This window comes from Dactylosporangium thailandense, from assembly GCF_059739745.1.
Genome location: NZ_AP029195.1, coordinates 10,408,605 through 10,433,676 on the forward strand (window position 1 = coordinate 10,408,605; position 25,072 = coordinate 10,433,676).

At 72.2% G+C, this 25,072-nt stretch carries 25 protein-coding genes; 13 read left to right on the forward strand and 12 right to left on the reverse strand.

Translation table 11 applies throughout. From position 1 onward, the window contains the following. The first annotated feature begins 27 nt into the window (after nt 1-27). Together AC6JBM_RS46435 and AC6JBM_RS46440 are read left to right on the forward strand one after the other, a co-directional pair. Nucleotides 28-1,542, forward strand: coding sequence for an MFS transporter (locus AC6JBM_RS46435; protein ID WP_497980039.1), 1,515 nt, complete (start codon nt 28-30; stop codon nt 1,540-1,542). Continuing rightward, the gene (locus AC6JBM_RS46440) at nt 1,520-2,104 is read left to right on the forward strand and encodes an acyl-CoA-like ligand-binding transcription factor (RefSeq protein WP_497980040.1); all 585 of its coding nucleotides are present in this window, start codon (nt 1,520-1,522) and stop codon (nt 2,102-2,104) included. Before AC6JBM_RS46435 ends, AC6JBM_RS46440 begins: the two co-directional genes overlap by 23 nt. A gap of 20 nt (nt 2,105-2,124) precedes the next feature. Here the strand turns inward: AC6JBM_RS46440 and AC6JBM_RS46445 are convergent, their stop codons facing one another. Then, on the reverse strand, nt 2,125-3,765 hold the full coding sequence (locus AC6JBM_RS46445) for a DNA repair helicase XPB (RefSeq protein ID WP_350619021.1): 1,641 nt from the start codon (nt 3,763-3,765) through the stop codon (nt 2,125-2,127). A gap of 242 nt (nt 3,766-4,007) precedes the next feature. On the opposite strand from AC6JBM_RS46445, the gene AC6JBM_RS46450 reads away from it, so the two are divergent. Beyond that, entirely contained in the window at nt 4,008-4,205 is a 198-nt protein-coding gene (locus AC6JBM_RS46450) for a hypothetical protein (protein WP_497980041.1), read from the forward strand. After that, nucleotides 4,202-4,381, forward strand: coding sequence for a hypothetical protein (locus AC6JBM_RS46455; RefSeq protein WP_497980042.1), 180 nt, complete (start codon nt 4,202-4,204; stop codon nt 4,379-4,381). The genes AC6JBM_RS46450 and AC6JBM_RS46455 overlap by 4 nt, the downstream gene beginning before the upstream one ends. Here AC6JBM_RS46455 and AC6JBM_RS46460 read toward each other — a convergent pair. Together AC6JBM_RS46460 and AC6JBM_RS46465 are read right to left on the reverse strand one after the other, a co-directional pair. Then, the gene (locus AC6JBM_RS46460; protein ID WP_497980043.1) at nt 4,378-6,747 is read right to left on the reverse strand and encodes a helicase-associated domain-containing protein; all 2,370 of its coding nucleotides are present in this window, start codon (nt 6,745-6,747) and stop codon (nt 4,378-4,380) included. The genes AC6JBM_RS46455 and AC6JBM_RS46460 overlap by 4 nt on opposite strands. Before the next feature lie 78 nt (nt 6,748-6,825). Continuing rightward, a complete protein-coding gene (locus AC6JBM_RS46465; RefSeq protein WP_497980044.1) occupies nt 6,826-8,466 on the reverse strand; it encodes a glycosyl hydrolase family 18 protein in 1,641 nt (546 codons plus the stop codon). A gap of 135 nt (nt 8,467-8,601) precedes the next feature. Here AC6JBM_RS46465 and AC6JBM_RS46470 point away from each other — a divergent pair, with 135 nt between their 5' ends. Both AC6JBM_RS46470 and AC6JBM_RS46475 read left to right on the forward strand, forming a co-directional pair. After that, nucleotides 8,602-9,240, forward strand: coding sequence for an HAD family hydrolase (locus AC6JBM_RS46470; RefSeq protein ID WP_497986693.1), 639 nt, complete (start codon nt 8,602-8,604; stop codon nt 9,238-9,240). 76 nt (nt 9,241-9,316) lie between these two features. Beyond that, a complete protein-coding gene (locus AC6JBM_RS46475) occupies nt 9,317-9,715 on the forward strand; it encodes a cold-shock protein (RefSeq protein ID WP_350619031.1) in 399 nt (132 codons plus the stop codon). Between the two features lie 36 nt (nt 9,716-9,751). Here the strand turns inward: AC6JBM_RS46475 and AC6JBM_RS46480 are convergent, their stop codons facing one another. The 3 genes from AC6JBM_RS46480 to AC6JBM_RS46490 form a co-directional block, all read right to left on the reverse strand. After that, nucleotides 9,752-10,570, reverse strand: a complete 819-nt coding sequence (locus AC6JBM_RS46480) for a 1,4-dihydroxy-6-naphtoate synthase (RefSeq protein ID WP_497980045.1) — start codon at nt 10,568-10,570, stop codon at nt 9,752-9,754. Nucleotides 10,571-10,676: 106 nt separating this feature from the next. Further along, nucleotides 10,677-11,357, reverse strand: coding sequence for a futalosine hydrolase (locus AC6JBM_RS46485; RefSeq protein WP_497980046.1), 681 nt, complete (start codon nt 11,355-11,357; stop codon nt 10,677-10,679). After that, entirely contained in the window at nt 11,354-13,045 is a 1,692-nt protein-coding gene (locus AC6JBM_RS46490; protein WP_497980047.1) for an MFS transporter, read from the reverse strand. The genes AC6JBM_RS46485 and AC6JBM_RS46490 overlap by 4 nt, the downstream gene beginning before the upstream one ends. A 71-nt stretch (nt 13,046-13,116) precedes the next feature. On the opposite strand from AC6JBM_RS46490, the gene AC6JBM_RS46495 reads away from it, so the two are divergent. Next, nucleotides 13,117-13,968 carry a DUF3027 domain-containing protein gene (locus AC6JBM_RS46495; RefSeq protein WP_497980048.1) on the forward strand — a complete coding sequence of 284 codons (852 nt, stop codon included), beginning with the start codon at nt 13,117-13,119 and terminating at the stop codon, nt 13,966-13,968. After that, nucleotides 13,955-14,665, forward strand: coding sequence for a helix-turn-helix transcriptional regulator (locus AC6JBM_RS46500; RefSeq protein ID WP_497980049.1), 711 nt, complete (start codon nt 13,955-13,957; stop codon nt 14,663-14,665). The genes AC6JBM_RS46495 and AC6JBM_RS46500 overlap by 14 nt, the downstream gene beginning before the upstream one ends. A gap of 77 nt (nt 14,666-14,742) precedes the next feature. Here the strand turns inward: AC6JBM_RS46500 and AC6JBM_RS46505 are convergent, their stop codons facing one another. Further along, nucleotides 14,743-15,126, reverse strand: a complete 384-nt coding sequence (locus AC6JBM_RS46505; protein ID WP_497980050.1) for a VOC family protein — start codon at nt 15,124-15,126, stop codon at nt 14,743-14,745. A 9-nt stretch (nt 15,127-15,135) separates the two neighbouring features. Further along, the gene (locus AC6JBM_RS46510) at nt 15,136-15,378 is read right to left on the reverse strand and encodes a DUF2530 domain-containing protein (RefSeq protein WP_350619118.1); all 243 of its coding nucleotides are present in this window, start codon (nt 15,376-15,378) and stop codon (nt 15,136-15,138) included. A 140-nt stretch (nt 15,379-15,518) separates the two neighbouring features. Between AC6JBM_RS46510 and AC6JBM_RS46515 the strand changes: the two genes are divergently transcribed. The 5 genes from AC6JBM_RS46515 (at nt 15,519) to thpR (ending at nt 20,305) form a co-directional block, all read left to right on the forward strand. Further along, on the forward strand, nt 15,519-15,950 hold the full coding sequence (locus tag AC6JBM_RS46515) for a MarR family winged helix-turn-helix transcriptional regulator (RefSeq protein WP_350619045.1): 432 nt from the start codon (nt 15,519-15,521) through the stop codon (nt 15,948-15,950). Then, nucleotides 15,947-17,254 (forward strand): MFS transporter, encoded by a 1,308-nt coding sequence (locus AC6JBM_RS46520; RefSeq protein WP_497980051.1) that lies wholly within the window; start codon nt 15,947-15,949, stop codon nt 17,252-17,254. The genes AC6JBM_RS46515 and AC6JBM_RS46520 overlap by 4 nt, the downstream gene beginning before the upstream one ends. A gap of 108 nt (nt 17,255-17,362) precedes the next feature. After that, nucleotides 17,363-18,220, forward strand: coding sequence for a maleylpyruvate isomerase N-terminal domain-containing protein (locus tag AC6JBM_RS46525; protein WP_497980052.1), 858 nt, complete (start codon nt 17,363-17,365; stop codon nt 18,218-18,220). Between the two features lie 908 nt (nt 18,221-19,128). Beyond that, a complete protein-coding gene (locus tag AC6JBM_RS46530; RefSeq protein WP_497980053.1) occupies nt 19,129-19,713 on the forward strand; it encodes a hypothetical protein in 585 nt (194 codons plus the stop codon). A 34-nt stretch (nt 19,714-19,747) separates the two neighbouring features. After that, the gene (gene thpR, locus AC6JBM_RS46535) at nt 19,748-20,305 is read left to right on the forward strand and encodes an RNA 2',3'-cyclic phosphodiesterase (protein WP_497980054.1); all 558 of its coding nucleotides are present in this window, start codon (nt 19,748-19,750) and stop codon (nt 20,303-20,305) included. Between the two features lie 94 nt (nt 20,306-20,399). Here the strand turns inward: thpR and AC6JBM_RS46540 are convergent, their stop codons facing one another. From AC6JBM_RS46540 to AC6JBM_RS46555, 4 genes are all read right to left on the reverse strand, one after another. Continuing rightward, complete coding sequence (locus AC6JBM_RS46540) at nt 20,400-21,386, reverse strand: aldo/keto reductase (RefSeq protein WP_350619055.1); 987 nt, start codon at nt 21,384-21,386, stop codon at nt 20,400-20,402. A 14-nt stretch (nt 21,387-21,400) separates the two neighbouring features. Next, nucleotides 21,401-22,489 carry a septation protein SepH gene (gene sepH, locus AC6JBM_RS46545; RefSeq protein WP_350619057.1) on the reverse strand — a complete coding sequence of 363 codons (1,089 nt, stop codon included), beginning with the start codon at nt 22,487-22,489 and terminating at the stop codon, nt 21,401-21,403. Nucleotides 22,490-22,606: 117 nt separating this feature from the next. Beyond that, nucleotides 22,607-23,725 (reverse strand): phosphoserine transaminase, encoded by a 1,119-nt coding sequence (gene serC, locus AC6JBM_RS46550; protein ID WP_497980055.1) that lies wholly within the window; start codon nt 23,723-23,725, stop codon nt 22,607-22,609. A 168-nt stretch (nt 23,726-23,893) separates the two neighbouring features. After that, nucleotides 23,894-25,000: a citrate synthase 2 gene (locus tag AC6JBM_RS46555; RefSeq protein WP_350619061.1), complete on the reverse strand. Its 1,107-nt coding sequence runs from the start codon at nt 24,998-25,000 to the stop codon at nt 23,894-23,896. Nucleotides 25,001-25,072 lie beyond the last annotated feature (72 nt).

The following is a 25,072-nucleotide window of genomic DNA, read 5'->3' on the forward strand; positions in this document are numbered from 1 at the left end:
AAGTCAAATGACAGTTACTCTCAAAAAATGGATGCTGTCACTTCGAGCCCCCGGCGCTGGTGGGCGCTCATCGCGATCGTGCTCAGCGTGCTCACCGTCGGCTTCGACACCACGATCCTCAACGTCGCCCTGCCCACGCTCGCCACAGCGCTCGACGCCGGCTCGGACGACCTGCAGTGGATCGTCAACGCGTACGTGCTGGTCTTCGCCGGCCTCCTGCTCCCGATGGGCGCCATGGGCGACCGCTACGGCAGGAAACGCCTGCTCATGATCGGCCTGGCCCTGTTCGCCGGCTCGTCGCTGGTGGCCGTCTTCGCCGCGGACGCGCTCCAGGTGATCGCCGCGAGGGCGCTGATGGGCATCGGCGGCGCCATCCTGACCCCGCTGACCATGGCCGTCCTGCCCGTGCTCTTCGACGAACGCGAGCGCGGCCGGGCCATCTCCCTGCTGACCATGGGCATGGGCGTCGGCCTGCCGCTGGGCCCGATCATCGGCGGCTACCTGCTGGAGCACTTCTGGTGGGGCTCGATCTTCGTGATCAACGTTCCCGTGGCCCTGGTCGCCCTGGTGGCGGTCGCCTTCCTCGTCCCGGAGTCGCGGGCGGCCACGCCCCGGCGCGTCGACCTGGTCGGTGCCGGCCTGTCGACGGTGGGCCTGGTCGCCCTGGTGTACGGCGTGATCGAGGCCCCGACCCGGGGCTGGACCGACGCGAGGGTCCTCGCCGGCCTGGTCGGCGGTGCCGCGCTCCTGGCCGCCTTCGTCCTGGTGGAGCGCCGGACGAAGAGCCCGATGATCGACCTGAGGCTCTTCCGGAAGCCGCGTTTCGCCTGGGGTACCGCCGCCGGAACCCTGTCCTCGTTCGCCCTCTTCGGCGTGCTGTTCATCCTGCCCCAGTACCTGCAGGCGGTTCGCGGCGACGACGCCCTGGGAGTGGGACTGCGCCTGCTCCCGCTGATCGCCGGCCTGTTCGTGGGGGCACCCCTGGGCGAGCGGATCGCCCACCTGACCGTCACGCGGGTCCCGGTGGCGGGAGGCCTGCTGATCGGCGCGCTGGGCCTGGGGCTGGGCGCGCGGACCGAGGTCGGCACCGGCTACGGCACCGTGGCGACCTGGCTGGCGATCGCCGGGGCGGGCATCGGCCTGGCGATCACTCCCGCGATGGACGCGGTGCTCGGCGCCCTGCCGCGCGACGAGGCCGGCTCGGGCACCGCGATCACGATGACCTTCCGCCAGGTGGCGGGCGCCCTGGGCGTGGCGTTGCTCGGCAGCCTGACCAGCGCCGTGTACCGCGGCCGCCTCGACGACGCCCCGGAGGCGGCCCGGCGCTCGGTCGCCGCCGGCGTGACCCTGGCCGCGAGGACCGGCGACGCGGCCCTGGCCCTGGCCGCCAGGACGGCCTTCGTGGACGCCATGGCCGCGGTCCTGCTGGTCTGCTCCGCCATCGGCGTCATCGGGGCCGTCCTGGCGGCCCTGTTCCTGCCCAATGCCCAGAAGCGTCCCGGTGCGGAAGAATCGGTGGATGAGCTCACCAGGGTTGCGTGAACGCAAGAAGCAGAAGACCCGCTGGGCGATCCAGGAGCACGCGGTGCGCCTGTTCGCCCAGCAGGGCTACGACGCGACCACGGTCGAGCAGATCGCCGAGGCCGCGGAGATCTCCCCGAGCACGTTCTTCCGATACTTCAAGACCAAGGAAGACGTGGTCATCCAGGACCGCTACGACGAGCTGATGGCGGAGAAGATCCGATCGGCACCGGCCGGCCTGACCCCGCTGGAGGTGGTGCGGCATGCGTTCGTGGACGCCTTCAAGGCGATCACCCAGGACGAGGTGGACCAGGCCCTGGAGCGGGCCAGGCTCCAGCTGGGCGTCCCGGCGCTGAGGATGCGCGCCCTGGACAACCTGCAGGACTCGATCAGGTTCCTGGCGGCCCCCCTGGCCGAACGCCTGGGCCGCCCGGCCGACGACTTCCGGTGCCAGGCCTTCGTCGGCGCCTGCGTCGGAGCCATGATGAACGCCCTCCTGACCTGGGCCAGGGACGGCGGCGACGCGCACGAGGCGCTGAAACTGATCGACCAGGCCCTCGACGTGGTGGCCGAGGGCCCATAACGCTCAGGTGACAGCGGCGCTCAGGCGACGACGTCGTCGGCGTCGGTGATCGTGTAGGCGTAGCCCTGCTCGGCCAGGAAGCGCTGCCGGTGCGCCGCATACTCCGTGTCGATGGTGTCCCTGGCCACCACCGTGTAGAAGTGCGCCTGCCGGCCGTCCGCCTTGGGCCGGAGAACCCGCCCCAGCCGCTGCGCCTCCTCCTGCCGGGACCCGAACGTCCCCGACACCTGCACGGCGACCGCCGCCTCGGGCAGGTCGATGGAGAAGTTGCCGACCTTGGAGATCACCAGCGTCCGGAGCTCCCCGCTGCGGAACGAGTCGAACAGCTTCTCCCGCTCCCGGTTGGTCGTGGCCCCCTGGATGATCGGCGCCTGCAGAAACTCCCCGAGCTGGTGCAGCTGGTCGATGTAGCCCCCGATGACCAGGACCTGATCGTCCTTGTGCCGATCGATCAACGCCCGGACCACCGGCAGCTTCGTCCGGGCCGTGGCCGCCACCCGGTAGCGCTCCTCGGGCTCGGCGACGGCGTAGGCCATCCGCTCCTCGTCGGTCAGCGTCACCCGCACCTCGACGCACTCCGCGGGCGCGATCCACCCCTGCGCCTCGATGTCCTTCCAGGGCGCGTCATACCGCTTGGGCCCGATGAGAGAGAACACGTCCCCCTCGCGCCCGTCCTCCCGCACCAGCGTCGCCGTCAGGCCGAGCCGCCGCCGGGCCTGCAGGTCGGCCGTGAACCGGAAGATCGGCGCCGGCAGCAGGTGCACCTCGTCGTAGACCACGAGGCCCCAGTCGCGGGCGTTGAACAGGTCGAGGTGGGCGAAGGCGCCGCCGCGGCGGGTCGTCAGCACCTGGTAGGTCGCGATCGTGACCGGGCGGATCTCCTTGCGCTCGCCGGAGTATTCGCCGATCTCCTCGTCGGTCAGGCTCGTGCGCGCGATCAGCTCGCGCTTCCACTGCCGCCCCGCGACCGTGTTGGTGACCAGGATCAGCGTGGTCGCCTTGGCCTGGGCCATCGCCGCGGCGCCGACCAGCGTCTTGCCGGCCCCGCAGGGCAGCACCACGACGCCGGAGCCGCCGGCCCAGAACGACTCGACCGCCTCCCGCTGGTAGGAGCGCAGCACCCAGCCGTCCTCGGCCAGGTCGATCTTGTGGGCCTCGCCGTCGACGTAGCCGGCCAGGTCCTCGGCCGGCCAGCCCAGCTTCAGGAGGGCCTGCTTGAGCCGTCCGCGCTCGGACGCGTGGACGATGACGGTGTCGGCGTCGATCTGGCTGCCGAGCATCCCGGCGAGCTTCTTGCTCTTGGAGACCTCGATGAGCACCGCGCGGTCGGACGCGTGCAGGACGAGGCCGTGGACCGGGTCGTTGCGCAGCTGGAGCCGCCCGTAGCGGTCCATGGTCTCGGCGATGTCGACCAGCAGCGCGTGGGGCACCGGATAGCGCGAGTAGCGCAGCAGGGAGTCGACCACGCCCTCGGCGTCGTGGCCCGCGGCGCGCGCGTTCCACAGGCCGAGCGGGGTCAGGCGATAGGTGTGCACGTGCTCCGGCGACCGCTCGAGCTCGGCGAACGGTGCGATGGCCATGCGGCACGCCTGGGCGTCGGGGTGGTCGACCTCGAGCAGGAGCGTCTTGTCGGACTGGACGATCAGTGGACCTTCTGGCACCGGACCAGTGTCGCATGCGGGTATGACACTTCCCGGATAGTGGGAACGATGGATGCCCGTGCAACGAAACGGCCCGTCTCGTGCGTTCAAGACTTTGACGGCTTCGCCGGCCGTCGCCGCGGAGCCGGACGCACGCGCTCGAATGGAGTTCGGGGGCGAGCGCGTACGTCCGATCCCGCGACCGGCGAACATCGGGTAATTCACCGGAGTCGAGGCCCGCGCCGGCCGCCTAGCATCGAGGCATGCGTCCGAGGGTGACCTTGACGTTCGGCGGATTCGCCGCTCTCGCGGTGGCGGTCGGCTGGTTCCTGCTCTCCCATCGGGTCGCGCACACGGACGTCGAGACCGCGGTGAGCGAGTCGCTCGGCGCGATCCTCGTCCTCATGCTCCTGGGCTCGATCGTCGGCTCGATCCGCCGCAGCGGTGGGAAGCGCAAATGAGCAACCTGGAGAAGCTCGGCGTCACCGTTGTCGCCCTCGCGACCCTGAGCTGGTTCTTCGTCTCCTGGCTGGTGCTCAAGAGCCCGCTGACCGACGCCATCGGCGAGACGGTGGGCAGCCTGGCCGCCGTCATGCTGATCGTGTCCGTGATCGGCATGGCCCGGGCCGAGAACTAGCTTTCCGACTCCGGGACCGCGCCGGTGATGCGGTGCAGCGCGAAGGTGTGCAGCATCTCCGTGCGCTCGTCCTCGGCCCGCAGGTAGCCCGAGCCCATCGACACCGGCCGCACGAGCCGCGACGCGGTGGCCCCGTGCGCGTCGACGTATCCCACCCACACCCGGGTCTTGTCCCGCAGCGCCTGCTGCAGCACCTCGAGCGCCTCCGTGTGCGAGGCCCCGGATGCCCCGTTGGCGCGCACGGTCACGGGCGCCCGCCGCGCGACCCGGGCCGCCGCGTCGCCCCGCCGGATCTGCTCGATGACGCCGGCGAGCCGGGGCCCCGAGAGCCGGACCGCCGCCGTGGGGTCCTCCACCCCGCGCGAGGCCCACGACGGGCGCGGAGCCCCCCGGCGCTGCTTCGGCCGGCTCAGCACCGCGGCGCCGGTCGAGTCCTCCTGCACCGGCGGGTATCCGGCCTCCCGCAGCGCCTCCAGCAGCCGGGCCGGCGTGTGGCGGCAGGCCAGCACCGTCGGGGCCAGGCGGCGCAGCCCCAGCGTCTGCAGCCGCCGGTCGGCGAGCACCTCGGCGATCATCGACTCGTCGTCGCTGCGCACGTAGGAGTTCGCCGATCCGATGCGCATGCCGCCGTGGCGGCGGGCGACGTCGTCGATGAGATAGGTGAGCGTCTGCGGCACCGGCGTGCGCGAGCGCCGGGCGAGCAGCGCGTGCAGGTCGGCCGCGGAGTAGCCGGCGTCGAGGCTCCGGCGGATCGTCTCGGCCGTGATGCGGTACACGCTGGCGCTCTCCTGCAGCCCGAGCAGCTCCAGCTCCCCGGCGAGGGTCGGCTCGGGCGGGCCCGGGACGATCGCGGACAGGTCGGCCTGCAGCAGCACGTGGTCGACGGGGGCCGGCAGCAGCGTGTCCAGCAGCGCGGCCGATCCGGACAGCGCGTAGCCCTCGGGCGAGCCGATCCCCAGCGGGTCCTCGGGGTCGGGCGCCTCGGCGGCGAGCTCGGCCAGCAGCAGCCGCCCGTAGCCGGTCAGCCCGCCGAACCCGGTCAGCCCCACGAACGCGGCCTCGGCCAGGCTCGCCTCGATCGCCGCCGACGTGGCCCGGTTGATCCGCCGCGGGGTGCGCCAGGCGAGGGTCTCCACCACGCCGGCCGGCACCGCGGTCTGCCCGGGGGCCAGGTCGGCCAGCACCTGCAGGGCGGACTTGCGCTGGGCCGGGGCGCCGGGGCGGGACAGCTCGGGCGCGAGCGCGTTGAGCGGGCGGTCACGGTCGTCGCGCTGCCCGACGAGCGCGGGCGCGCGGGTCATGGTCAGCCAGGCCACCGCGAGCCGGTGCCAGCGGGCCGCGATGCCGAACGCGCGCCAGGCGTCATAGGCGACGGTGGGCAGGAAGACGCTCTCGACCCGCTTGTTGTCGATGATCTCCTCGCCGATCAGCCCCGCGGCGGTGACGATCTCGACCAGCAGCGCGGCCTGCTGCTCGTCGACGCCGACGGTCTTGGCGTAGCGGCGCAGCTCCCGGATGCCCAGGCCGCCCGAGCGCAGTACGGCAGGCGGCTCCTGCCCGATCGTCTCGATCAGCGCCTCGGCGTTGCGGACCAGCTCCAGCACCTGCCCGGCCCCGGCCCGGTCCAGCTGGGCGGGGTCGCGCTGCGACGTCTGCAGCTGCGGCGGCTCGGGGTGCAGCTGCCCGAGCGGCCCGGCCTCGCGGCGCAGCAGGAGCGCGACCTCGACCGGCAGCTCCACGGCGTCGCGCCCGACGGGCACGAGCAGGTGCCGTTCGACCAGCCAGCGCACCGGCGAGTCGGAGTCGGGCAGCAGGGCGGTCGCGGCGACGGTGCCGACGGGCGGGCCGGCGGCGAGGCGGTCGAGCACGGCCCGGGCGGCGGGGGAGGCGGCCAGCAGCGTGCGGCGCAGCCCGGCGGCGTCGGCGACCAGCGCGCCGGCCACCGGGTCGAGCTCCTCGGCGGGGCGGCCCAGGCCGGCCGGGAAGGGCGAGCACACCTCGTCGACGGCGCCCACGATCCGCAGCGCCGGGTCGGGGCCGTAGACCACCGCGAAGGTTCGCAGCCGGTCGATCGCCGCGCGCACGCGCACCGCGTCGACGCCGGACTGGGCGGTGAGCGCCAGCACCGACTCGGCCGACGAGCCGTGGCCGACGCGGGTGTACCGCAAAGCGTCCAGGATCTCCAGCGTGAACTGGTCGATCGCGTCGAGCGCGCGGGCCACCGCCACCCGCGACTGGGCCCGGTGCGCGAGCGCCGAGAAGTCCGACGGCGGCGGGATGACCAGGTCGGGGCGCAGCCGGATGAGCGCCGTCAGCTCGTCGTCGGGCAGGGCGCGCAAATGGTCGGCCAGCGAAATCGTCGTCATCTCGCCTCATACGCTAACCGGCGCGTACGACAAAAGAGGGCGGGCCCGGTGGGCCCGCCCTCGATTGCTCGCTCGGAGTTACTTCAGGCCGTTGCTGACCGCGGTGATGAGCTCACCGTTGCTCGTGTCACCCGAGAGCTCCCAGAAGAACGCACCGCCGAGGCTCTGGTTCTTCGCGTACGTCATCTTGCCGGCGATGGTGGACGGCGTGTCGTAGCTCCACCAGTTGTTACCGCACTTGGCGTAGGCGGTGCCGCCGACGGTACCGGTCGCCGGGCAGCTGTTCTTGAGGACCTTGTAGTCCTCGATGCCCGCCTCGTAGGTGCCGGGAGCGGCGCCGGTGGCCGTGCCGCCGGGGCCGGCCTGGGTCACGCCGGTCCAGCCGCGGCCGTAGAAGCCGACGCCCAGGAGCAGCTTGTTGGACGGGATGCCCTTGCTCTTGAGCTTGGTGATCGCCGCCTCGGAGCAGAAGCCGGCTGTCGGGATGCCCGAGTAGCAGCTCAGCGGCGAGTGCGGGGCGGTCGGGCCCTGCGCGTTGAAGGCGCCGAAGTAGTCGTAGGTCATCGGCATGAACCAGTCGAGGTTCGCGGCCGCACCGGCGTAGTCGGTGAGGTCGATCTTGCCGCCGTTGCTGCCGTCCGCGGTGATGGCCGAGGTGACGAGCTTCGACGTGCCGAACTTGGCGCGCAGCGCGGCGATCACGCTCTTGTAGGCGTTCGGGCCGGAGCCGTCACACTGCAGGCCACAGGCGTTCGGGTACTCCCAGTCGATGTCGATGCCGTCGAAGACGCCGGCCCAGCGGGAGTCGTTGATCAGGCTGTAGCAGGAGTCCGCGAACGCGGTCGGGTTCTGCGCGGCCTGCGTGAAGCCGGCCGACCAGGTCCAACCGCCGAACGACCAGATGACCTTGAGGCCCGGGTGCATCGCCTTGAGCTTCTTCAGCTGGTTGAACGAGCCCCGCAGCGGCTGGTCCCAGGTGTCGGCGACGCCGTCCACCGAGTCGGCCGCGGTGTAGGCCTTGTCATAGTCCGCGTAGCTGTCACCGATCGAGCAGCGCCCGCCGGTGGTGTTGCCGAACGCGTACAGGATGTGGGTGAGCTTCGCGGCCGAGCCGCTCGTCTCGATGTTCTTCACGTGGTAGTTGCGGCCGTAGACGCCCCACTCCGCGAAGTAGCCGACGACCTTCTTGCTCCCGCCGGCCGGCGGCGTGGTCGTGGTGGGCGGCGGGGTCGTCGGCGGCTTGGTCGTCGGCGAGGTGGTCACCGGCGGGGTCGTCGGCGGCTTGGTGGTGGTCGGCGGCGCCGTGGTCGGCGAGCCCCCGCTACAGGCCACGCCGTTGATCTTGCAGTTGGTCGGCGGCTTGGCGCCGGAGCCGTTCATGCCCCAGCTGAAGGTCGCGCCCGCGGCCAGGGTCGAAGCCCAGGACTTGTTCGTGGCGACGTAGTGCTGACCCGTGCGGGTCACGTCGGCGTCCCAGAAGCTGGTGATCTGACCGCCCGCGGGCAGGTCGAACTCGAGCGTCCACCCGTTGATCGTGCTCGAGGTCCCGTTGGTGATCTTGTAGGTGGCGCCCCAGCCGGAGCCCCAGTCCTGGTCGACCGTGAACGTCGCGCTGAGGTTGCCGGCGGCATTGGCGGTGGTCGTGACGATTGGCACGACGGCCCCCGCGACCGCCAAAGCGGCGGCGACGATGAGGCCGTTGCGGACGGATCGTTTCATCGCGTCTCCTGGATGGTCTCTTAGGAAACTTTCCTAAAAGTGAAGGTGACGGTAGTGGCCTGGATCTCACTCGTCAATAGGAAGTCGAGCGCGTGTTTCGATGGCATACCCACTGTGACCTGGGCATCCTTAAAAGTGTCTCAACAACCGGTTGTCATTGGCTTTGACCTTGACATGACGCTCCTCGACACCAGGCTCGGCATCGCCGCAACGTGGCGGGCGCTCACCGCGACGACCGGCGTCCATGTCGACGCCGACCTCGCGATCAGTCGGCTGGGCCCGCCGCTGCGCGAGGAAATGGCGGAGTGGTTCCCCGCGGAAAGCGTCGACGAGGCTATTCGGATCTATCGGTCTCTCTACCCGGAGCACGCCATATCGCCCTCGATGGCCCTCCCGGGGGCGTTGGAGGCGCTGGCGGCGGTGCGCGCGGTGCCCGCCCGGATCGCGGTCATCACCTCGAAGCTCGGCCGCCTCGCGGAACTCCACCTCGCGCACCTCGGCATCGAGGTCGACCACGTCTACGGCGACGTCTTCCACGCCCAGAAGGCCGAGGTTCTGCGCGACATCGGCGCTGCCCTCTACGTCGGCGACCACGTGGCCGACATGCAGGCCGGCGTCCTGGCCGGCATTCCGGTCGTCGGCGTCACCTCGGGCCCGTGCTCGGCCGCCGAGCTCCGGGCCGCCGGGGCCACGGCCGTGTTCCCCGATCTGCGCCCGTTTCCGGCGTTTCTCCAAGGCATGATCTCGGTTGGCCGTGCCGTTTCCGATGACTAGCCTTGGTGTGCAATCCCGGGTGCCACGTGTGATGCGAGGTCGCCGGGACGGGTCCGACACTGGGGAGCAGGGCAGCGTGCCGACGGGTCGAGTGAAGTGGTACGACCAGGAGAAGGGTTTCGGATTCCTCACCAGCGACGACGGTGGAGACGTCTTCGTGCACAAGGCGGCGCTGCCGTCCGGCGTGGGTGAGCTGAAGACCGGTCAGCGGGTCGAGTTCGGGGTGGTGGAGAGCCGCAAGGGCAGCCAGGCGCTGCAGGTCAAGTTGCTGGACGCGCCGCCCTCGGTCGCCGAGGCCCGCGCGGTCGCGAGCCGCCGCCCGCCGGAGGAGCTCCACGGCCTGATCGAGGACATGATCAAGGTCCTGGAGGCCAAGATCCAGCCCGACCTCCAGCGCGGCCGCTTCCCGGACCGCAAGACGTCCCGAACCGTGGCCGAGGCCGTGCACCTGGTGGCCCGGGAACTCGAGGTCTGACGCCGCTCAGAGGGGGCCGCAGGCCCCCTCTGACGGTCAGGCGCCGACCAGCGGCGTGGCGGGCACCAGCCCCTCGGCCGCGGCCCGGTTGAGCAGCGCGTCGACGGCGGCGTGCCCGTCGGGCCCGAGCGACGAGGTGAACTCGTTGACGTAGAGCGCGATGTGCTGGTCGACGACGCTCTGTTCCATCTCCTGCGCGTGCGCGAGCACAAACTCCCGGCTGGCCGCGGGGTTCTCCCAGGCCAGCCGCACCGACTCCTTGATCCAGGCCGTCGCCTGCTCCGGGTCGACACGGTCCCGATGCGCGAGGATCGCCCCGAGCGGAATGGGGAGCCCGGTGTCGTTCTCCCACCACTCGCCGAGGTCGGCGAGGGCGTGCAGCCCGTACCGCTGGTAGGTGAACCGCGCCTCGTGGATGACGAGCCCGGCGTCGTACTTCCCGGCCGCCACGGCCGGCATGATCTCGGCGAACGGCACGACCTCGATGCGGGCCGGCGGCTCGGCGGCCGACCAGAGCCGCATGAGCAGGTAGGCGGTGGTCCGGTCCCCGGGGACGGCGACGGTCCTGCCGGCCAGGGAGGCTATGCCGGAGTCCTTGACCAGCACGAGGGGCCCGCAGCCGCGCCCGAGCGCCCCGCCGCAGGGCAGCAGCGTGTACTTGTCCAGCAGCCACGGCAGCGCGGCATAGCTGACCTTGACCAGGTCGAACTGCCCCGAGAGCGCGGCGGTGTTGGTGACGTCGACATCGGCAAAGGTCACGTCAAACGCCGGCGCCCCGGGCACGAGCCCGTGCGTGAGCGCGTGGAAGACGAACGTGTCATTGGGACACGGCGAAAAAGCGAGCGAAAGCGTCACAACCCCGAATCTAGACCGAACGCGCAGGACCGCACCCCAAGCACCAAAAGAGCACCTGTGACCCTTACGACACAGCAGATCGGACCCCGCGCGGCCCGGGCGAAGATCAGCGGATCACGGCGAACACCTGACGAAGCAGGTCCAGGGCCTGCGGAATCTTCCAGGCCGCCCGATCCCGAGGCCCGACCGCGTTCGAGATCGTCCGGATCTCCCCGAACGCCGCCCCGGGCCAGAGCTTGGCGGCCGAGCCGACCCCGAACCCCTCCATCCCCTCGGCGACCGCGTCCGGGAACCGCTTCAGCAGACCGTCGGAGCTCGCCCCGGTGACGGTCGACACCGTCAGGACGGGCCCCCCGACGGCCTCCGGCAACGCCATCCGCAGCGACCGCAGCAGCTGCGAGTCCGCATCGATCCGAGAGGACCCGAACCCGAGCTCGTCCACGCTCAGGAACCCGTCCGGCCCCTCGGCCCCGAGATCCGCCGCGATCGACTCGGTCGCGACCACCAGCCCGCCGATCTCGACCCGCCCGGCGAACCCTCCGGCGATCCCGGTCGACAGCACCAGGTCGAACGCCGGGCCCACATGCGCGGCCGTGGTCAGGTATTGCGAGGCGACCGCCGCCGACGCCGCCGGACCCACCCCGCCCGCGACCACGACGACCGGCGAGCCGTCCTCCAGGGCCTCGGAGCCCTGAGACCCCAGCCCGAGCCCGGCGAGCACGGCCTCCCGCTCGGCCTCGACCGCCGTGACGACCAACGCCCTCGAATACCCCAGCAACGCCCTCATCGCCCGTCGTCCTCCAGCCGGGCCGTCGGGTCCGTCCCCGATGGCCGATACAGCGTGTACCCCGGTGGTGCGAGCGGCGAACCGTCCTCCACGTCCACCGCCGGCATCTTCTTCGTCTCGGTCGCGGCCGGCATCTTTTTCGTCTCGGTCGCGGTCGGTGCGGGAGCCGCTGCCGGCGCGGTGGGGCTCTCGTGCCGCCTCCCGAACCCGAACCGCCGCTTCGCCCCGTCATCGTCGCGTGCGCTCGCCGGGCGCGGCACCGTCGTCGCCTTGGAGGCCGGCGCCGCCGGTGCGGCCGGAGCCGGGACCGTGGGCGCCTCGGTGGCGTCGGGCACGTCCGGCGGCGCCCCGCGCAGCCTCTCCTTGCGCAGGACCACGGCGGCCCACAGCGCCCGCACCGCGCCCAGCATCACGAACGCGGCGGCCACGAGCAGCCCCCACGCCCCGCCGAACGGGATGAGTCCGATCGCGCCGCCGATCACCCACGCGATCATGAGCAGCGTCTCGGAGTGCGCGAACGCGCTCGCCCGCACGTTCTCGTCGATGCGCTCCTGGATCGAGGCGTCCACGGCGAGCTTGGCCAGGCCGCTGGCGATCGCCGTGAACAGGCACAGCAGCGCCACCGTGCCGAGGGAGCCGCGGTCGGCGGCGAGGATGGCCACGAAGGCGGTGAGCGCGATCCCGATGGCCTGCAGCAGCGCGGGCCGGTGGATGCGCAGCCGGGTGCCGATCGCGGTGGCGAGGAACGAGCCCACGCCCAGCGCGCCCGCCACCACGACGACCGCCACCTGCTCGGAGAGCTGCCAGGCCAGCAGCTTGACCGGGAGCGTGCCCTCCTTGATGGCGAAGGCGAGATAGAGCGTCAGGAAGCCGTAGAGCCCGCGCAGCGTGGCGCTGCCGACCAGCGCCGCGACGACCACGCGCCCGCTGAGCACCTTGACCCCGCGCCCGGACGGCCGCAGGACCCTGGGCATCGTCTCGGGCGGGTCGGAGTCGGCGCGGGGCGGCAGGCGCAGCGCGGTGACCATGCCGAAGATGAAGACCAGGATCGACACCCGCAGCGGCCACTGCGGCCCGAACTGCCCGGCGAGGAGCCCGATCGGCAGCGCGATGGCGCCCGCGAACGTGCCGAACACCGAGGCGCGGGCGCCCGCCTCCGACAGCCCGAGCCCCGGCGGCAGGACCCGGGGCACGGCGGCGCTGCGGGCCACGCCGTAGGCGCGGGACAGCACGAGCATGCCGAACGCGGCGGGATAGAGCAGCCAGCTCGTCAGGTGGTCGGCGAGCATGAAGGCGAGGAAGGCCCGGCCCAGCATGGTGACCGCGAGCGCGTATCGGCGGCCGTGGCGGAACCGGTCGAGCACCGGCCCGACCACCGGGGCGAGCAGCGCGAACGGCAGCATCGTGACGAGGAGGTAGAGCGCGACGCGGCCCCGGGCCTCGCCCGCCGGCACCGAGAAGAAGACCGTGCCGGCCAGGCCCAGCGCGACCAGGGTGTCGCCGGCGCAGGAGGCCGCGTGCAGGTCGAGCAGCCGCAGCATGCCGGTCTCGCCGCCGGCCCCGCGCTCGCGCACGCGGAGCAGGTTGCGTCCGAGGTATCGGCCCGCGCGCGTGGTGCCGACCGTTGCGACCCGTGCCGCGCGCACGGTGGTCACCACGGTCTGGGCCACTCCTCGAATCACCGACATGCCACCATCCTGAACCATGGGTACGACAGTTTCGGGGCGCGCCGGGGCCGCCGTGCTCGCCGGGCGTGGCGATGAGGAAGAATAGAGCTGTGACTGCCTCGACTGCGCCCACGCGAGGAAGCGGCCGTGCCGCCAAGCCCGACCAGGTCCTGACGGACGCGGTCGAGGTCGCGCGGCAGGGGCTCGACGTCGTCGACCCCGACCACATCGGCGCCCATTTGGGCGTTGTCGCAGAAGGCGAACGCCTGGTCACGCACTTCTTCGAGTGTGGCCTGCCCGGATACCGGGGCTGGCGCTGGGCCGTCACGGTCACCCGCATCCCGCGCAGCAAGCAGGTCACGATCTGCGAGTCGACGGTGCTGCCCGGCCCCGACGCGCTCCGCGCGCCCGAGTGGGTGCCGTGGCAGGAGCGCCTCCAGCCCGGCGACCTGGGCGTCGGCGACCTGCTGCCGACCCCGGCCGACGACTCGCGCCTGCAGCCCGGCTACGTGGAGTCCGACGACCCCGCGGTCGAGGAGGTCAACTGGGAGCTCGGCCTCGGCCGGACCCGGGTGATGTCCCGCGACGGGCGCCTCGACGCCGCCCAGCGGTGGTATGACGGCGACCGCGGCCCCAACGCGCCCATCTCCGTCGCGGCCCCGGCCGCGGCCCGGTGCGGCTCGTGCGGCTTCTACCTGCAGCTCGCGGGCTCGTTGCGGCTGGCGTTCGGGGTGTGCGGCAACGAGTACGCGCCGGACGACGCCCAGGTGGTCTCGGCCGACCACGGCTGCGGCGCGCACTCCGAGGTGCTCGTCGAGCAGGTCCAGGCGGTCGACGAGCTGCCGACGGTCTTCGACGACAGCGAGGTCGAGGCGGTCGCGGTGAGCCGGGCCCCGGGCTCGGTCGACGGCGACGAACCGGCCGAGCCCTATGGACACGGCTGAGTTCGGTTACGCGGAGCGAGCGTCGCGGCTGCGCGGCGCGGTCGTCTGGCGCCACCGCGCGCGGGAGGGCGGCTCGAAGCGGATCCTGCCCGACGGCTGCATGGATGTCATCCACAGCCCGGGCGGGTTGATCGTCGCCGGACCGGACACCGTGGCGCACCTGACCGGCGTTGCGGCCGGGTCGCGCTCGGTGGCGGTGCGGTTCGCGCCCGGCCAGGGCCCGGCGGTGCTCGGGGTCGCCGCGCACGAGGTGCGTGACCTGCGGGTACCGCTGGATGCCCTCTGGCCCTCCGACCGCGTGCGGCGCCTGACCGAGCGGCTCGACGAGGCGCCCGACCCCGCGGCCGTGCTCGAGTCCGCGCTGCTCGCCGCGGATCGTGCGCCCGATCCGCTGGCGCCGCGGCTGCTGTCCCGCCTGCGCGCGGGGCGGACGGTGGCCGGGATCGCGGCGGAGGTCGGGCTCAGCGAGCGGCAGCTGCATCGGCGGGGGCTGCAGTTGTACGGGTACGGCCTCAAGACGCTCGCCCGCATCCTGCGCCTCGGGGCCGCGCTGGACCTGGCGCGGGGCGGGGTGGCGTTCGCCACGGTGGCCGTGAGCAGTGGATACGCCGACCAGGCCCACCTCGCACGCGACGTCAAGGCGCTCGCCGGGGTGACGATGCAAGAGCTGGTGCATGGCTCGGGTCCGCGTCAGTAACTGACCGTCGCTCCCGCCAGGAATCCCGGCCTCCGCGGTGGCAAGAACCGGCGCTCGCCCACGGGCGTCCCGAGCCCTCAGAGCCCGGCGTACAGGTCGACGCCGACGCCGTCCGGATCGTGCACCACGGCGTACCGCATTCCCCAGAACGCGTCCCAGGGCTCCTTGTGCCCCGCGTAGCCGGCCGCGACCAGTTCGGCGTACACCTTGTCGACCTCGGCCGGCGACTCGCACTCGAACGCGAGCCCCATGCGGTTCCCGCCGACCGGGGTCGTCCATTCGGGGTCGAACGAACGGATGGTTTCGACGGTGTCCCAGGTCAGCTTGACCCCGCCGTCGAGCACGTACTCCACGTGCGGGCTGGCGTCCTCGGTCGCGGGCACGTCGAGCCCGAGCCGGCGGTAGAAGGCGAGCGAGCGCGGCATGTCGGCCACGACCAGGCCGAATACGTTCAGTCTCATGGCCCCAAGCTAGGGGGCGGCGGAGGCGTCCGTCTTGAAGGAATCGGACGTGCCCGCGGCCGCCCGTCGCCGGCGCCGGTTCCGGTCGTGCACGACCATCGTGAGCAGGCCCGGGATGCCCCACAGCGCGCCGGCGACGGCGATGCCGAGCCAGTTGCCGTGGCCGTGCGCGGCCAGGTCGTCGCGGAACGCCAGCATGATCAGCGCGGCGACGATCCACAGTCCGATGCCCGCGACGGCGAAGGGCACCATCGGCGGGTCGAGCGGCTTGGGCGGCGTGGTCACGCGCACACGGTACCCGTCCGAGTCCCGCCCGTGCAGGGCCACCGGTGATCCAACGCACAAGTCGTTAGCAAGGCTCATTAGGTAAGCTAACTATCGTGATGGTTCGCGTGCCCAGACTCGCCGCCGCCCAGCTCGCGGCGGCCCTTCGGGACAGCATCACCCGCCTCAACCGCCGCCTGCGACAGGCCCGCCCCATGGGCGACCTCACGATCACGCAGCTGTCGGCCCTCACGAGCCTGGAACTCGCCGGCGCGCTGACGCCGCGGGAGCTGGCCGAGCACGAGCGGGTGCAGCCGCCCACTCTCACCAAGATCGTAGCGAAGCTGGAGGAACGCGGTCTCGTCCAGCGCTCGCCGCACCCGACCGACGGGCGGCAGGTCATCCTCGCCGCCAGCGAGTCGGGTCGCGCCGTCGTGGCCGAACACCGCCGCACCCGCGACGAGTGGCTCGCCAAGCAGCTCATGGCCCTCACCCCGGAGGAGCGCGAGGTGCTCACCAAGGCCGCCGAGATATTGGGGAGGATCGGGCGCAGCGCATGAGAGGGACCACGTTCGGCTCACTGCAGGTCCGCAACTACCGTCTGTTCACCATCGGCCAGCTCATCAAGCTTCTCGGCACCTGGATGCTGTTCACCGCGCAGGACTGGCTCGTCCTGCAGCTGTCCGACAACTCGGCATCCGCGCTCGGCGTCGTCACCGCGCTGCAGTTCACGCCGGTGCTCCTGCTCACCCTGTACGGCGGCCAGCTCGCCGACCGCTTCGACAAGCGGCGCCTGCTCCTGTTCGCCAACGCCGGCTCCGCGATCGTCGCCACCCTGCTCGGCATGCTCGTCGTGACCGGGATCGCGAACCTGTGGTGGGTGTTCACCACCGCCGCGCTGTTCGGGGCGATCAGCGCGATCGAGACCCCGGTGCGCCAGTCCTTCGTCTCCGAGCTGGTCGGCAAGGAGCTGCTGCCCAACGCGCTGTCGCTGTCGTCGGCGACGTTCAACACCGCCCGCATCGTCGGGCCGGCCGTCGCCGGAATGATCATCGCGGCCCTGCACGACAAGACCGGCCCGATCTTCCTGCTCACCGCGGTACTGTGTACGGCCCCGCTGGTCTCGCTGGCCCGGATGAGCCCCGCGGAGCTGTTCCGCGTCGAGCGCGACGCGCTGGCCGCGAGCGAGGCGCGGACGATCGACGGGCTGCGGTACGTCCGGCAGCGTCCCGACCTGAGCCTCGCCATCCTGCTGGTGTTTCTCGTGAGCCTCTTCGGGTTCAACTTCCAGCTGACCCTCGCCGTGCTCGCGCGCGTCGAGTTCCACGTAGACGCGAAGTACTTCGGGCTGCTCACGACCGCGATGGCCATCGGCGCCCTGGCCGGCGCGCTGGCCAGCTCCCGGCGCCGGATCCGCCCGTCGGTCTACCGCGTGCTCGCCGCGGCCATCCTCTTCGCCGGCTTCGAGTCGCTGGTCGGGCTGGCCCCGAACTTCGTGATCGCGGTGGCCCTGCTCCTGCCGACCGGCTTCTTCATGATCTACTTCGCCCAGGCCGCCAACCAGCGCGTCCAGCTCGGCGTGGACGCCGCTTTCCGCGGCCGGGTGATGGCGCTGTACGTGCTCGTCTTCCTTGGCACCACCCCCATCGGCGCGCTGATCATCGGCTGGTGCGCGGAGCGCTTCGGCCCGCGCTCGGGGCTCTGGACGGGCGGCCTGATCTCACTGGTCGCGACGGTGATCCTGGGCGTGCTCCAGCTCCGGCGGGTCCGCGGCCGCATCCACCTGGCCTGGCGCCCGCGCCCGAGCCTGCACGTCCACGAGCGCGCCGCGGGCGTGCCGGCGGTTCGTCCCGCCGTGCGCTAGATCGGGCCTGCGGTCCGTTTCACCGAACGCGCACTTGGTCACGGCGTTGGCACCGGCACGATGCGGCTGCGACGGTTTTTGTCGTACCCATGTGGTTGAGTCACGGTCATGGAGCGATCGCGACTGCTGCAGTGCCTGTCCGCCGACTACATGCGCCTGCGCGAGGTGGCCGGGGCCGGGCTGACCGCCAAGGTCCCCACCTGCCTGCCCTGGACGGTAGGAGACCTCGTGCGCCACGTCGGCCAGGTTTACCTGCACAAGGCCGAGCTCATGCGAGCCGGCGACTGGCCGACGCCCTGGCCGCCGGAGGACATCCTGACCGAGCCCCCGATCGCCCTGCTCGACCGGGCCTACGGCGCCCTGACCCACGAGTTCTCCCGCCGCCACGACGCCGACGCCGTGCCGACCTTCTACACGCCCGACCAGACGGTGAAGTTCTGGATCCGCCGCATGGCCCTCGAAACAGTCATCCACCGCCTCGACGCCGAGTTCGCCCACAAGGTCATCGACCCGGCCCCCATCGCCGAGGACCTGGCCGCCGACGGCGTGGCCGAGGTCCTGGAGATCTTCGTCGGCTACGCCTCGGACGCCTGGCCGGAGGAGTTCGAGAAGGTCATGGAGCAGGCCAAGGGCCACGCGGTGGAGGTGCGCATGCTCGCCTCCTCACCCTCACCCTCGCCCTCCGGCGACCCGGCGTCGCCCGCCACTTCCGCGTCCGCCCCGGTTCCCGCCCGCTCCTGGCTGGTGCGCGCGACCGACGGCCGCGCCGTGGTGACCCCGCTGGACGGCTCGCCGCTCGACCCTCCGCCGGCCGCGACGGTAACGGCCTCTCCGGTCCCCTTGCTGCGATGGCTTTGGGCACGCGAATCGACCCCAACGACCGATGCGCATTCCCCGATCGAGGTGAAGGGTGACGAGGAGGCCATCGCAGAACTCCGATCCCTGCTGCGGGCCGGCACGCAGTAACCCAGTCCCGGCGAACCCCGGGACCCTGGCAGTGAGGCCGGGCAGGCGACGACGAGGGGGCGCCGCCGACCCGGCCTCACCAGCCACTCCGCGCCCGGCCCCCGCTCCGCGCCCGGCCCGCATTCCGCGCCCGGCCCCAGCTTCGCGAGCGGTGCCCCTTCCTCGTCGGGCACCGATTCCCCGCCGGGCACCTGCTTTGCGCGCGGCAGCCACTTCGCGTCAGGCACCGATCTCCCGCCGGGCACTCCCTTCGTGCCGGGCATCCGCTCCCGGCTCGCCGCCCTGTTCGACCCGAATTCGCTATCCGCGAGGCTGACCACCCCACTTGGCCGCCTGCCCAGGCCGCGTCCATGGAACTGCCGGTGCCGGGGATTGGCCGCCTGACGGAGTCCAGGTGCGCTCGGTGCCGGGAACCGGGCCTCCTGACCGGGCCGGGTGCGCGGGAACCTCAAGGCTGCCGGTCCCGCCCTGTCTCGCGGCGCCCCTGGCCACAGTCGCCGACTCTGCTTGAGGCCCTGGCGGCCAGCTTGTGACCCGCTCCGACTGGAACCCGCCCGGCCACCGTCGTGCGCCCGCGTCGTGCCTCCTGCGGGCTCCTGCCGCCGCCCGCTCATCTGCCGCGCGTTGGCGTCGACCTCGCGGTGCCGCGGCTCATCCTCCGCCCGCGTCGCGGCCCCCGGGGCTCCTGCCGCCGCCCGCCCATCTGCCGCGCGGCGGTCTCGACCTCTCGCGCCGCCTGACGCATGGCGCCCCGGTTCATCCTCCTCCGCCGCGCCGTGGCCGCGACCCCTCGCGTCGCGGTCACCCTCCCCGAAACCGCCCAACCCGGTATTTATCGGCCGAAGGTTGACCCGGGTGAAGTCCTGGGATCGGTGGCGATCGTTCTCGTGTGAGCTTAGTCTCATCTCGTGGGCGTGCTGCACGGCCTGCTGGTGGCCGGAGTCATTGGGCTGATCGCCGTTGCTCCGTGCCTGATCTGCGCGCTGCTCATGTCGGCCGACGAAGTGCTCGCCCGCGGCTGGGAGCTGATCCGCCGCCTGCTGCCCAAGCGACTCCGGCACCGCCTCGACGAGCGCGCCCAGAGCCGGTACGAGGCGCAGTCGCGCCGGCGCTGGAACGAGTCGCGGCCGGAGCAGTCGGGGGCGGAGCGGGCGCGGGTCGGCTGGCGGCGGCTCAACCGGGTCGGTCGCGGAGCCGGTGACGCGCGCGATCGGGGTGAGCGGGCCGTCGGGCCGCCGATCGAGCAGGTGGCCGGAGATCTGCGGCGGCTCAACCGGCTCCGCGAGAGCGTCGCGATGCGGTCGAGGGTGTGGTTCGTGGCGGTGCAGGAGGCGTACGACGAGGGACTGCACGTCGCCTGCGCCCAGCTCGACGTCGAGGAGCACCTCGGCGAGCTCTCCGGTATCGACCTCGAGGTCGAGCGGCTCCGGGTCGAGGGGGAGCTGCAGCGGGCCGGGCTCGTGTTGCGCAATGCGAGTGCGCAGTCGCGCTGAACCGGGGGCCGTCCGAGTTGGAAGCGGAGAGCGGTTGAGGGTCTTCATGGCGATCTACCCGCCGGCTGAGGTGCGCGAGCACTTCGCGCGCGTGGTCGACGGGCTGGCGGTGGCCCGGCCCCGGAAGCGGTCCGTCCGGCTCGCCGCGCCCGAGCGGTGGCATCTCACCGTCGCGTTCATCGGGGACGTCGACGACGAGGTCGCCGCTACCGAGGCGCTGGAGGAGCTTGTCACCGTCCCGGCGCCCACCGTCCGGATCGCGGGGGGCAGGACGCTCGGGCGCAGGCAGTTCAAGCATCTCGTCGCCGAGATCGAGACCGAGGACGACGGGGTGGCGCTGCGGCGGCTCGGGGCCGCGGTGCGCAAGGCGCTGCGGCGGCACCGGCTGCCGTTCGACCGGCGGGACTGGCAGCCGCACGTGACGATCGCGAGGCCCGGGACCGTTGTCGGGGCCGAGGAGCTCGCGGTGGATCTCGAGGTGCTCGCCGCGTACCGGGGGCCCGCATGGCGGCTGGACGAGGTACGACTGATGCGGAGCCATCTCGGGCCACAACCCGAATATGACGTGCTCGCGGCCGTCCGCCTGCAATAAAGGAGAACGGCCGTCCGCCTGCAAGGAAACCTGCGACAGGCGGACGGCCGCGGCAGCGCCAGGAGGCCAAGAGCAGAGAACAGAGAGCAGAGACCTACCAGGCCCAGGCCTCGGGACCGGGCCCGCCCTTGCCGACCGGGGGGAAGAGCTCGTCCAGGCGGTCGAGCGTGGACTGCTCCAGCTTCAGCTCCAGCGTGCCCAGCGTGCTGTCCAACTGCTCCTGGGTGCGCGGGCCGATGATCGGGGCCGTCACGCCGTCCTGGGCCAGGAGCCAGGCCAGGGCCAGGTTGGCCGGGTCGGCGCCCAGCTCCGCGGCCAGCTTCTCGAACTGCTCGATCGCCGGCCGGTGCTTCTCCAGGTCCTCGGCCGCGCGGCCCTCGCCGCTGCGGCCCGCCGAGCCCGCGGCCAGCTTGGCCAGGGCGCCGCTGAGCAGGCCGCCGTGCAGCGGGGACCACGGGATGACGCCGAGGCCGTACTGGCGGGCGGCCGGCAGCACCTCGAGCTCGACCGTGCGGGCCATGAGGTTGTAGATGCACTGCTCGGCGACGAGGCCCAGGAAGTGGCGGGACTTCGCGGACTCCTGCGCGGCCGCGATGTGCCAGCCGGCGAAGTTGGACGACCCGACGTACAACACCTTGCCCTGCGCGACGAGCACCTCCATGGCCTGCCAGATCTCCTCCCAGGGCGTGCTGCGGGAGATGTGGTGCATCTGGTACAGGTCGATGTAGTCGGTCTGCAGGCGCCGCAGGGAGGCGTTGGCCTCGGCGATGATGTGGCGCGCGGAGAGGCCCTGGCCGTTCGGCCACTCCTGCATCTTGCCGTAGACCTTGGTGGCCAGCACGACCTTCTCGCGCCGGCCGCCGCCCTGGGCGAACCAGTTGCCGATGATCGTCTCGGTGATGCCCTCGCCGATCTTCCAGCCGTACACGTTGGCGGTGTCGAAGAAGTTGATGCCGTGCTCCAGCGCGCGGTCCATGATCGCGAAGCTGTCCGGCTCGGTGGTCTTCGGGCCGAAGTTCATGGTGCCCAGGCAGAGGCGGCTGACGGACAGGCCGGTCCGGCCCAGGTTGGTGTACTCCATGCACACCAACCTACTCAGGAGGTCTCCCGAGCGGCCGGGGCGCCGCCGAACAGGACGTCGTCCCAGCTCGGAAGACGCTTGCGCGGCTTCTCCGTCGTCGCCGAGGGCTGCTCCACCGGGCCGGCCGCCGAGGTCGTGTTCCGCCGCGGGCGCAGGACGGCCAGCGAGGGAACCGCCGGCACCTCCTTGCTCTGGTCGGTGTCCTCGTCGAACGGCGAGCGCCCGATGAGCGCGGCCGCCCCGCGGGCCCGGTTGTCGTGCTTGGCCGGCGGCGTCACGACCGGCGCCGCCTCCTCGCCCGGCTGCGAGCCGAGCGGGCGGTCCAGCGAGGCCAGCAGCGCGTCGCGCCCGGCGCGGATCGGGTCGTTGCCCAGCCCGCGGCCGCCGGGGCGGCGCTCGGGCGCGGCCGGCCGGATCGGCTCGTGGCCGCCGCTGCGCACGGCGTCGGGGCGCAGCCCGAGGTCGCCGCGGCTGGTCTCGCCGCGGCTGGGCAGCGCGCGCTCGGGCGCGGGCGGCTCCTGGCCGAGGACGCCGGGGCCGCGTTCGGTGCACAGGTACTGCGCCATGTCGTCGTGCGGCGCGACCAGCTGCCGGGCCTTGTCGAGCTCCCACACGGCCTGGGCGGTCGCCTTGCCGCTCGGCCACGTCGCGGTGATCCGCCACGTGCCGTCCTCGCGGCGGTACGCGTCCCAGGAGATCTTCTCGGTGTCGATCCCGTGCTGCCCGAGCCGCGTGTCGACGACCTCGGCCAGGGACGAGCCTCGGTCCGACGTCTTCAGCCGCGTGCGCCGGGCGTGCTGGGCGAGCATGGCGCGCTCCTGCAGCACCGGGCCCGCGTAGCGCAGGACCCGGTCCACGGGCACGCCGGCGACCCGCGCGACCTCCTCGGCCGACTCGCCGGAGCGGATGCGGGCCTGGATGTCGCGGGGCGCGAGCTGGGACGAGCCGGTCTCGGCGACGCTGACCGGATGGTGGCCGTGATCCGGGCGCAGGGCACCCTGGACACGCTCATCGATGGGCAGCGCCAGCAGCCGCCCTACCTCGTCGGCCAGGACGAACGCTTGGCCGTCCTCCGAGAGGGCGACGAATCGCACAGGCCGCATCGCGTGCCTCCGTCCCACCCGCTTCAGGCGCCATCGGCCGGCGCCTGCTGGTCACAGTACGGCAACCCTAGCTGGAAAGACGTCCGCCGCGCCGAGAGAAACCCCGAAGTCAGCAGATCAGAGCCGTTCGATCACGTAGTCGATGCACACGGTCAGCGCCTCGACGTCGGCCGGGTCGACGCCCGGGAACATCGCGATGCGCAGCTGGTTGCGGCCCAGCTTGCGGTACGGCTCGGTGTCCACGATCCCGTTCGCCCGCAGCGCCTTCGAGATGGCCGCCGCGTCGATCGAGTCGGCGAAGTCGATGGTCCCGACCACGTTGGAGCGCACCGCCGGGTCGGTGACGAACGGGGTCGCCACGCTGGAGCGCTCGGCCCAGCCGTACAGCAGCGACGCCGACTCCTCGCTGCGCTTGGCCGCGAAGGAGAGCCCGCCGCCGGCCAGCATCCAGTCGACCTGCTCGGCGGCGATGAAGATGGTGGCCAGGGCCGGGGTGTTGTAGGTCTGCTCGAGCCGCGAGTTGTCGATGGCCGTCTGCAGGTCGAAGAAGTCGGGGATGTAGCGGCCCGACTCCTTGATCTCCGCGACCCGGGCGATGGCGGCCGGCGACATGAGCGCGATCCACAGGCCGCCGTCGGAGCCGAAGCCCTTCTGCGGCGCGAAGTAGTACACGTCGGTCTGGCTGACGTCCACGTCGAGCCCGCCGGCGCCCGAGGTCGCGTCGGTCAGGTGCAAAGAGCCTTCATCGGTACCGCGCAGCCGCTGCACCGGCACCGCGACGCCGGTCGAGGTCTCGTTTTGGGGCGAGCAGTACGCGTCCACGCCCTCCTCGGCGCGCAGGAACGCGCCGGTGCCCGGGTCCGCCTTGATCACGGTGGGCTCGCCGAGGAACGGGGCCTTCTTGGCGGCCGAGGCGAACTTGGCGCCGAACTCGCCGAAGCTGGCGAACTGGGCCCGGTCCCGGATCAGGCCGAAGACCGCGACATCCCAGAACGCGGTGCTGCCGCCGTTGCCGAGCACCACCTCGTAGCCCTCGGGCAGGCTGAACAGCTCCGCGAGGCCGCGCCGCAGCCGGGCGACCTGGTCGCGGACCGGCTTCTGGCGGTGGCTCGTCCCCATCCACGTCGAGGCGACGCCCGCGAGAGCCTGCACGGACTCGGGCCGCACCTTGCTCGGGCCGGCGCCGAAGCGCCCGTCCTTGGGCTTGATCTCGTCGGGAATGCGGATTTCGGCCATGGAGATTCTCCCGGGATGCGGCGGCAGCGGGTACCTCGCGGATCCTGCCACTTTTCCGCCGCACCCCCGAAAAAAATAACGAGCGTCACACGCCGCCTCCGCTTCGCTACGGCGGCGTGCGGGAGCTGCATTTATGGTGTAGCGGCTCCTCCGCTTCGCTCCGGACCGCTACACGCCGTGCGGGATACGGTCCCAGCCCTCGACGTCCTGCGGCTTGCGCGGGGCCGGGCCGACGTACTTCGCCGACGGCCGGACCAGCCGGTTGAGCTCCTTCTGCTCCAGGATGTGGGCGCTCCACCCGGCCACGCGGGCGCAGGTGAACATCGACGTGAACATGTGCGCCGGCACCTCGGCGAAGTCGAGCACGACGGCCGACCAGAACTCCACGTTCGTGGCGAGCACGCGGTCGGGGCGGCGGGCGTGCAGCTCCTCCAGCGCCGCCTTCTCCAGGGCCTCGGCGACCTCGAAGCGCGGGGCGTTGAGCTCCTTGGCGGTGCGGCGCAGCACGCGGGCGCGGGGGTCCTCGGCGCGGTACACCCGGTGGCCGAAGCCCATCAGGCGCTCGCCGCGGTCCAGGACGCCCTTGACGTAGCCCTCCGCGTCCCCGGAGCGCTCGACCGCCTCGATCATGCCGAGCACCCGCGACGGCGCGCCGCCGTGCAGCGGGCCGGACAGGGCGCCGATCCCGGAGGAGATGCACGCGGCCGCGTCGGCGCCGGTGGAGGCGACCACGCGGGCGGTGAACGTGGAGGCGTTCATGCCGTGCTCGGCGGCCGAGATGAAGTAGGCGTCGACCGCCTTGACGTGCCGCGGGTCGGGTTCACCGCGCCAGCGGCGCATGAACCGCTCGACGATGGTCTCGGCCTTGTCGATCTCCTTCTGCGGCACGGCCGGCAGCCCGAGGCCGCGGGCGGCCTGCGCGACGAACGACAGCGCGGTGACGCTGACCCGGGCGAGGTCCTCGCGGGCCTGCGGGGTCTCGATGTCGAGCAGCTGGCCGAGGCCCCAGTACGGCGCCAGCATGGCGACCGCGGACTGCACGTCGACCCGGATGTCACCGGAGTGCACCGGTACCGGGAACGGCTCGGCGGGCGGCAGGCCCGGCCCGAACTTCCCGTCGACGAGCAATGCCCAAACGTTGCCGAAGGACACCTGGCCGATGAGATCCTCGATGTCGACCCCGCGATAGCGCAGGGCGCCGCCTTCCTTGTCGGGCTCCGCAATTTCGGATTCGAAGGCGATCACGCCCTCGAGTCCCGGCTTGAAATCGGACATGACTCACTCCTGCGTGAAATCGGGGTGTCAACTCCCAGCCATCTTCGCCCCGGAACGCGGTCGCTGCCGACT

Coding starts and splice junctions, on each gene's coding strand:
- AC6JBM_RS46510 (WP_350619118.1), bottom strand. CDS start 15,378: ATGGTGCCCTTCGCCGTCGCGGGCATCGGACTGTGGATCGTCGCCGCG.
- AC6JBM_RS46495 (WP_497980048.1), top strand. CDS start 13,117: ATGAGGAAGAATAGAGCTGTGACTGCCTCGACTGCGCCCACGCGAGGA.
- AC6JBM_RS46490 (WP_497980047.1), bottom strand. CDS start 13,045: ATGTCGGTGATTCGAGGAGTGGCCCAGACCGTGGTGACCACCGTGCGC.
- AC6JBM_RS46455 (WP_497980042.1), top strand. CDS start 4,202: ATGAGCAACCTGGAGAAGCTCGGCGTCACCGTTGTCGCCCTCGCGACC.
- AC6JBM_RS46440 (WP_497980040.1), top strand. CDS start 1,520: ATGAGCTCACCAGGGTTGCGTGAACGCAAGAAGCAGAAGACCCGCTGG.
- AC6JBM_RS46520 (WP_497980051.1), top strand. CDS start 15,947: ATGAGAGGGACCACGTTCGGCTCACTGCAGGTCCGCAACTACCGTCTG.
- AC6JBM_RS46555 (WP_350619061.1), bottom strand. CDS start 25,000: ATGTCCGATTTCAAGCCGGGACTCGAGGGCGTGATCGCCTTCGAATCC.
- AC6JBM_RS46525 (WP_497980052.1), top strand. CDS start 17,363: ATGGAGCGATCGCGACTGCTGCAGTGCCTGTCCGCCGACTACATGCGC.
- AC6JBM_RS46435 (WP_497980039.1), top strand. CDS start 28: ATGGATGCTGTCACTTCGAGCCCCCGGCGCTGGTGGGCGCTCATCGCG.
- AC6JBM_RS46485 (WP_497980046.1), bottom strand. CDS start 11,357: ATGAGGGCGTTGCTGGGGTATTCGAGGGCGTTGGTCGTCACGGCGGTC.
- AC6JBM_RS46540 (WP_350619055.1), bottom strand. CDS start 21,386: ATGGAGTACACCAACCTGGGCCGGACCGGCCTGTCCGTCAGCCGCCTC.
- AC6JBM_RS46465 (WP_497980044.1), bottom strand. CDS start 8,466: ATGAAACGATCCGTCCGCAACGGCCTCATCGTCGCCGCCGCTTTGGCG.
- AC6JBM_RS46460 (WP_497980043.1), bottom strand. CDS start 6,747: ATGACGACGATTTCGCTGGCCGACCATTTGCGCGCCCTGCCCGACGAC.
- sepH (WP_350619057.1), bottom strand. CDS start 22,489: ATGCGGCCTGTGCGATTCGTCGCCCTCTCGGAGGACGGCCAAGCGTTC.
- AC6JBM_RS46500 (WP_497980049.1), top strand. CDS start 13,955: ATGGACACGGCTGAGTTCGGTTACGCGGAGCGAGCGTCGCGGCTGCGC.
- AC6JBM_RS46505 (WP_497980050.1), bottom strand. CDS start 15,126: ATGAGACTGAACGTATTCGGCCTGGTCGTGGCCGACATGCCGCGCTCG.
- serC (WP_497980055.1), bottom strand. CDS start 23,725: ATGGCCGAAATCCGCATTCCCGACGAGATCAAGCCCAAGGACGGGCGC.
- AC6JBM_RS46450 (WP_497980041.1), top strand. CDS start 4,008: ATGCGTCCGAGGGTGACCTTGACGTTCGGCGGATTCGCCGCTCTCGCG.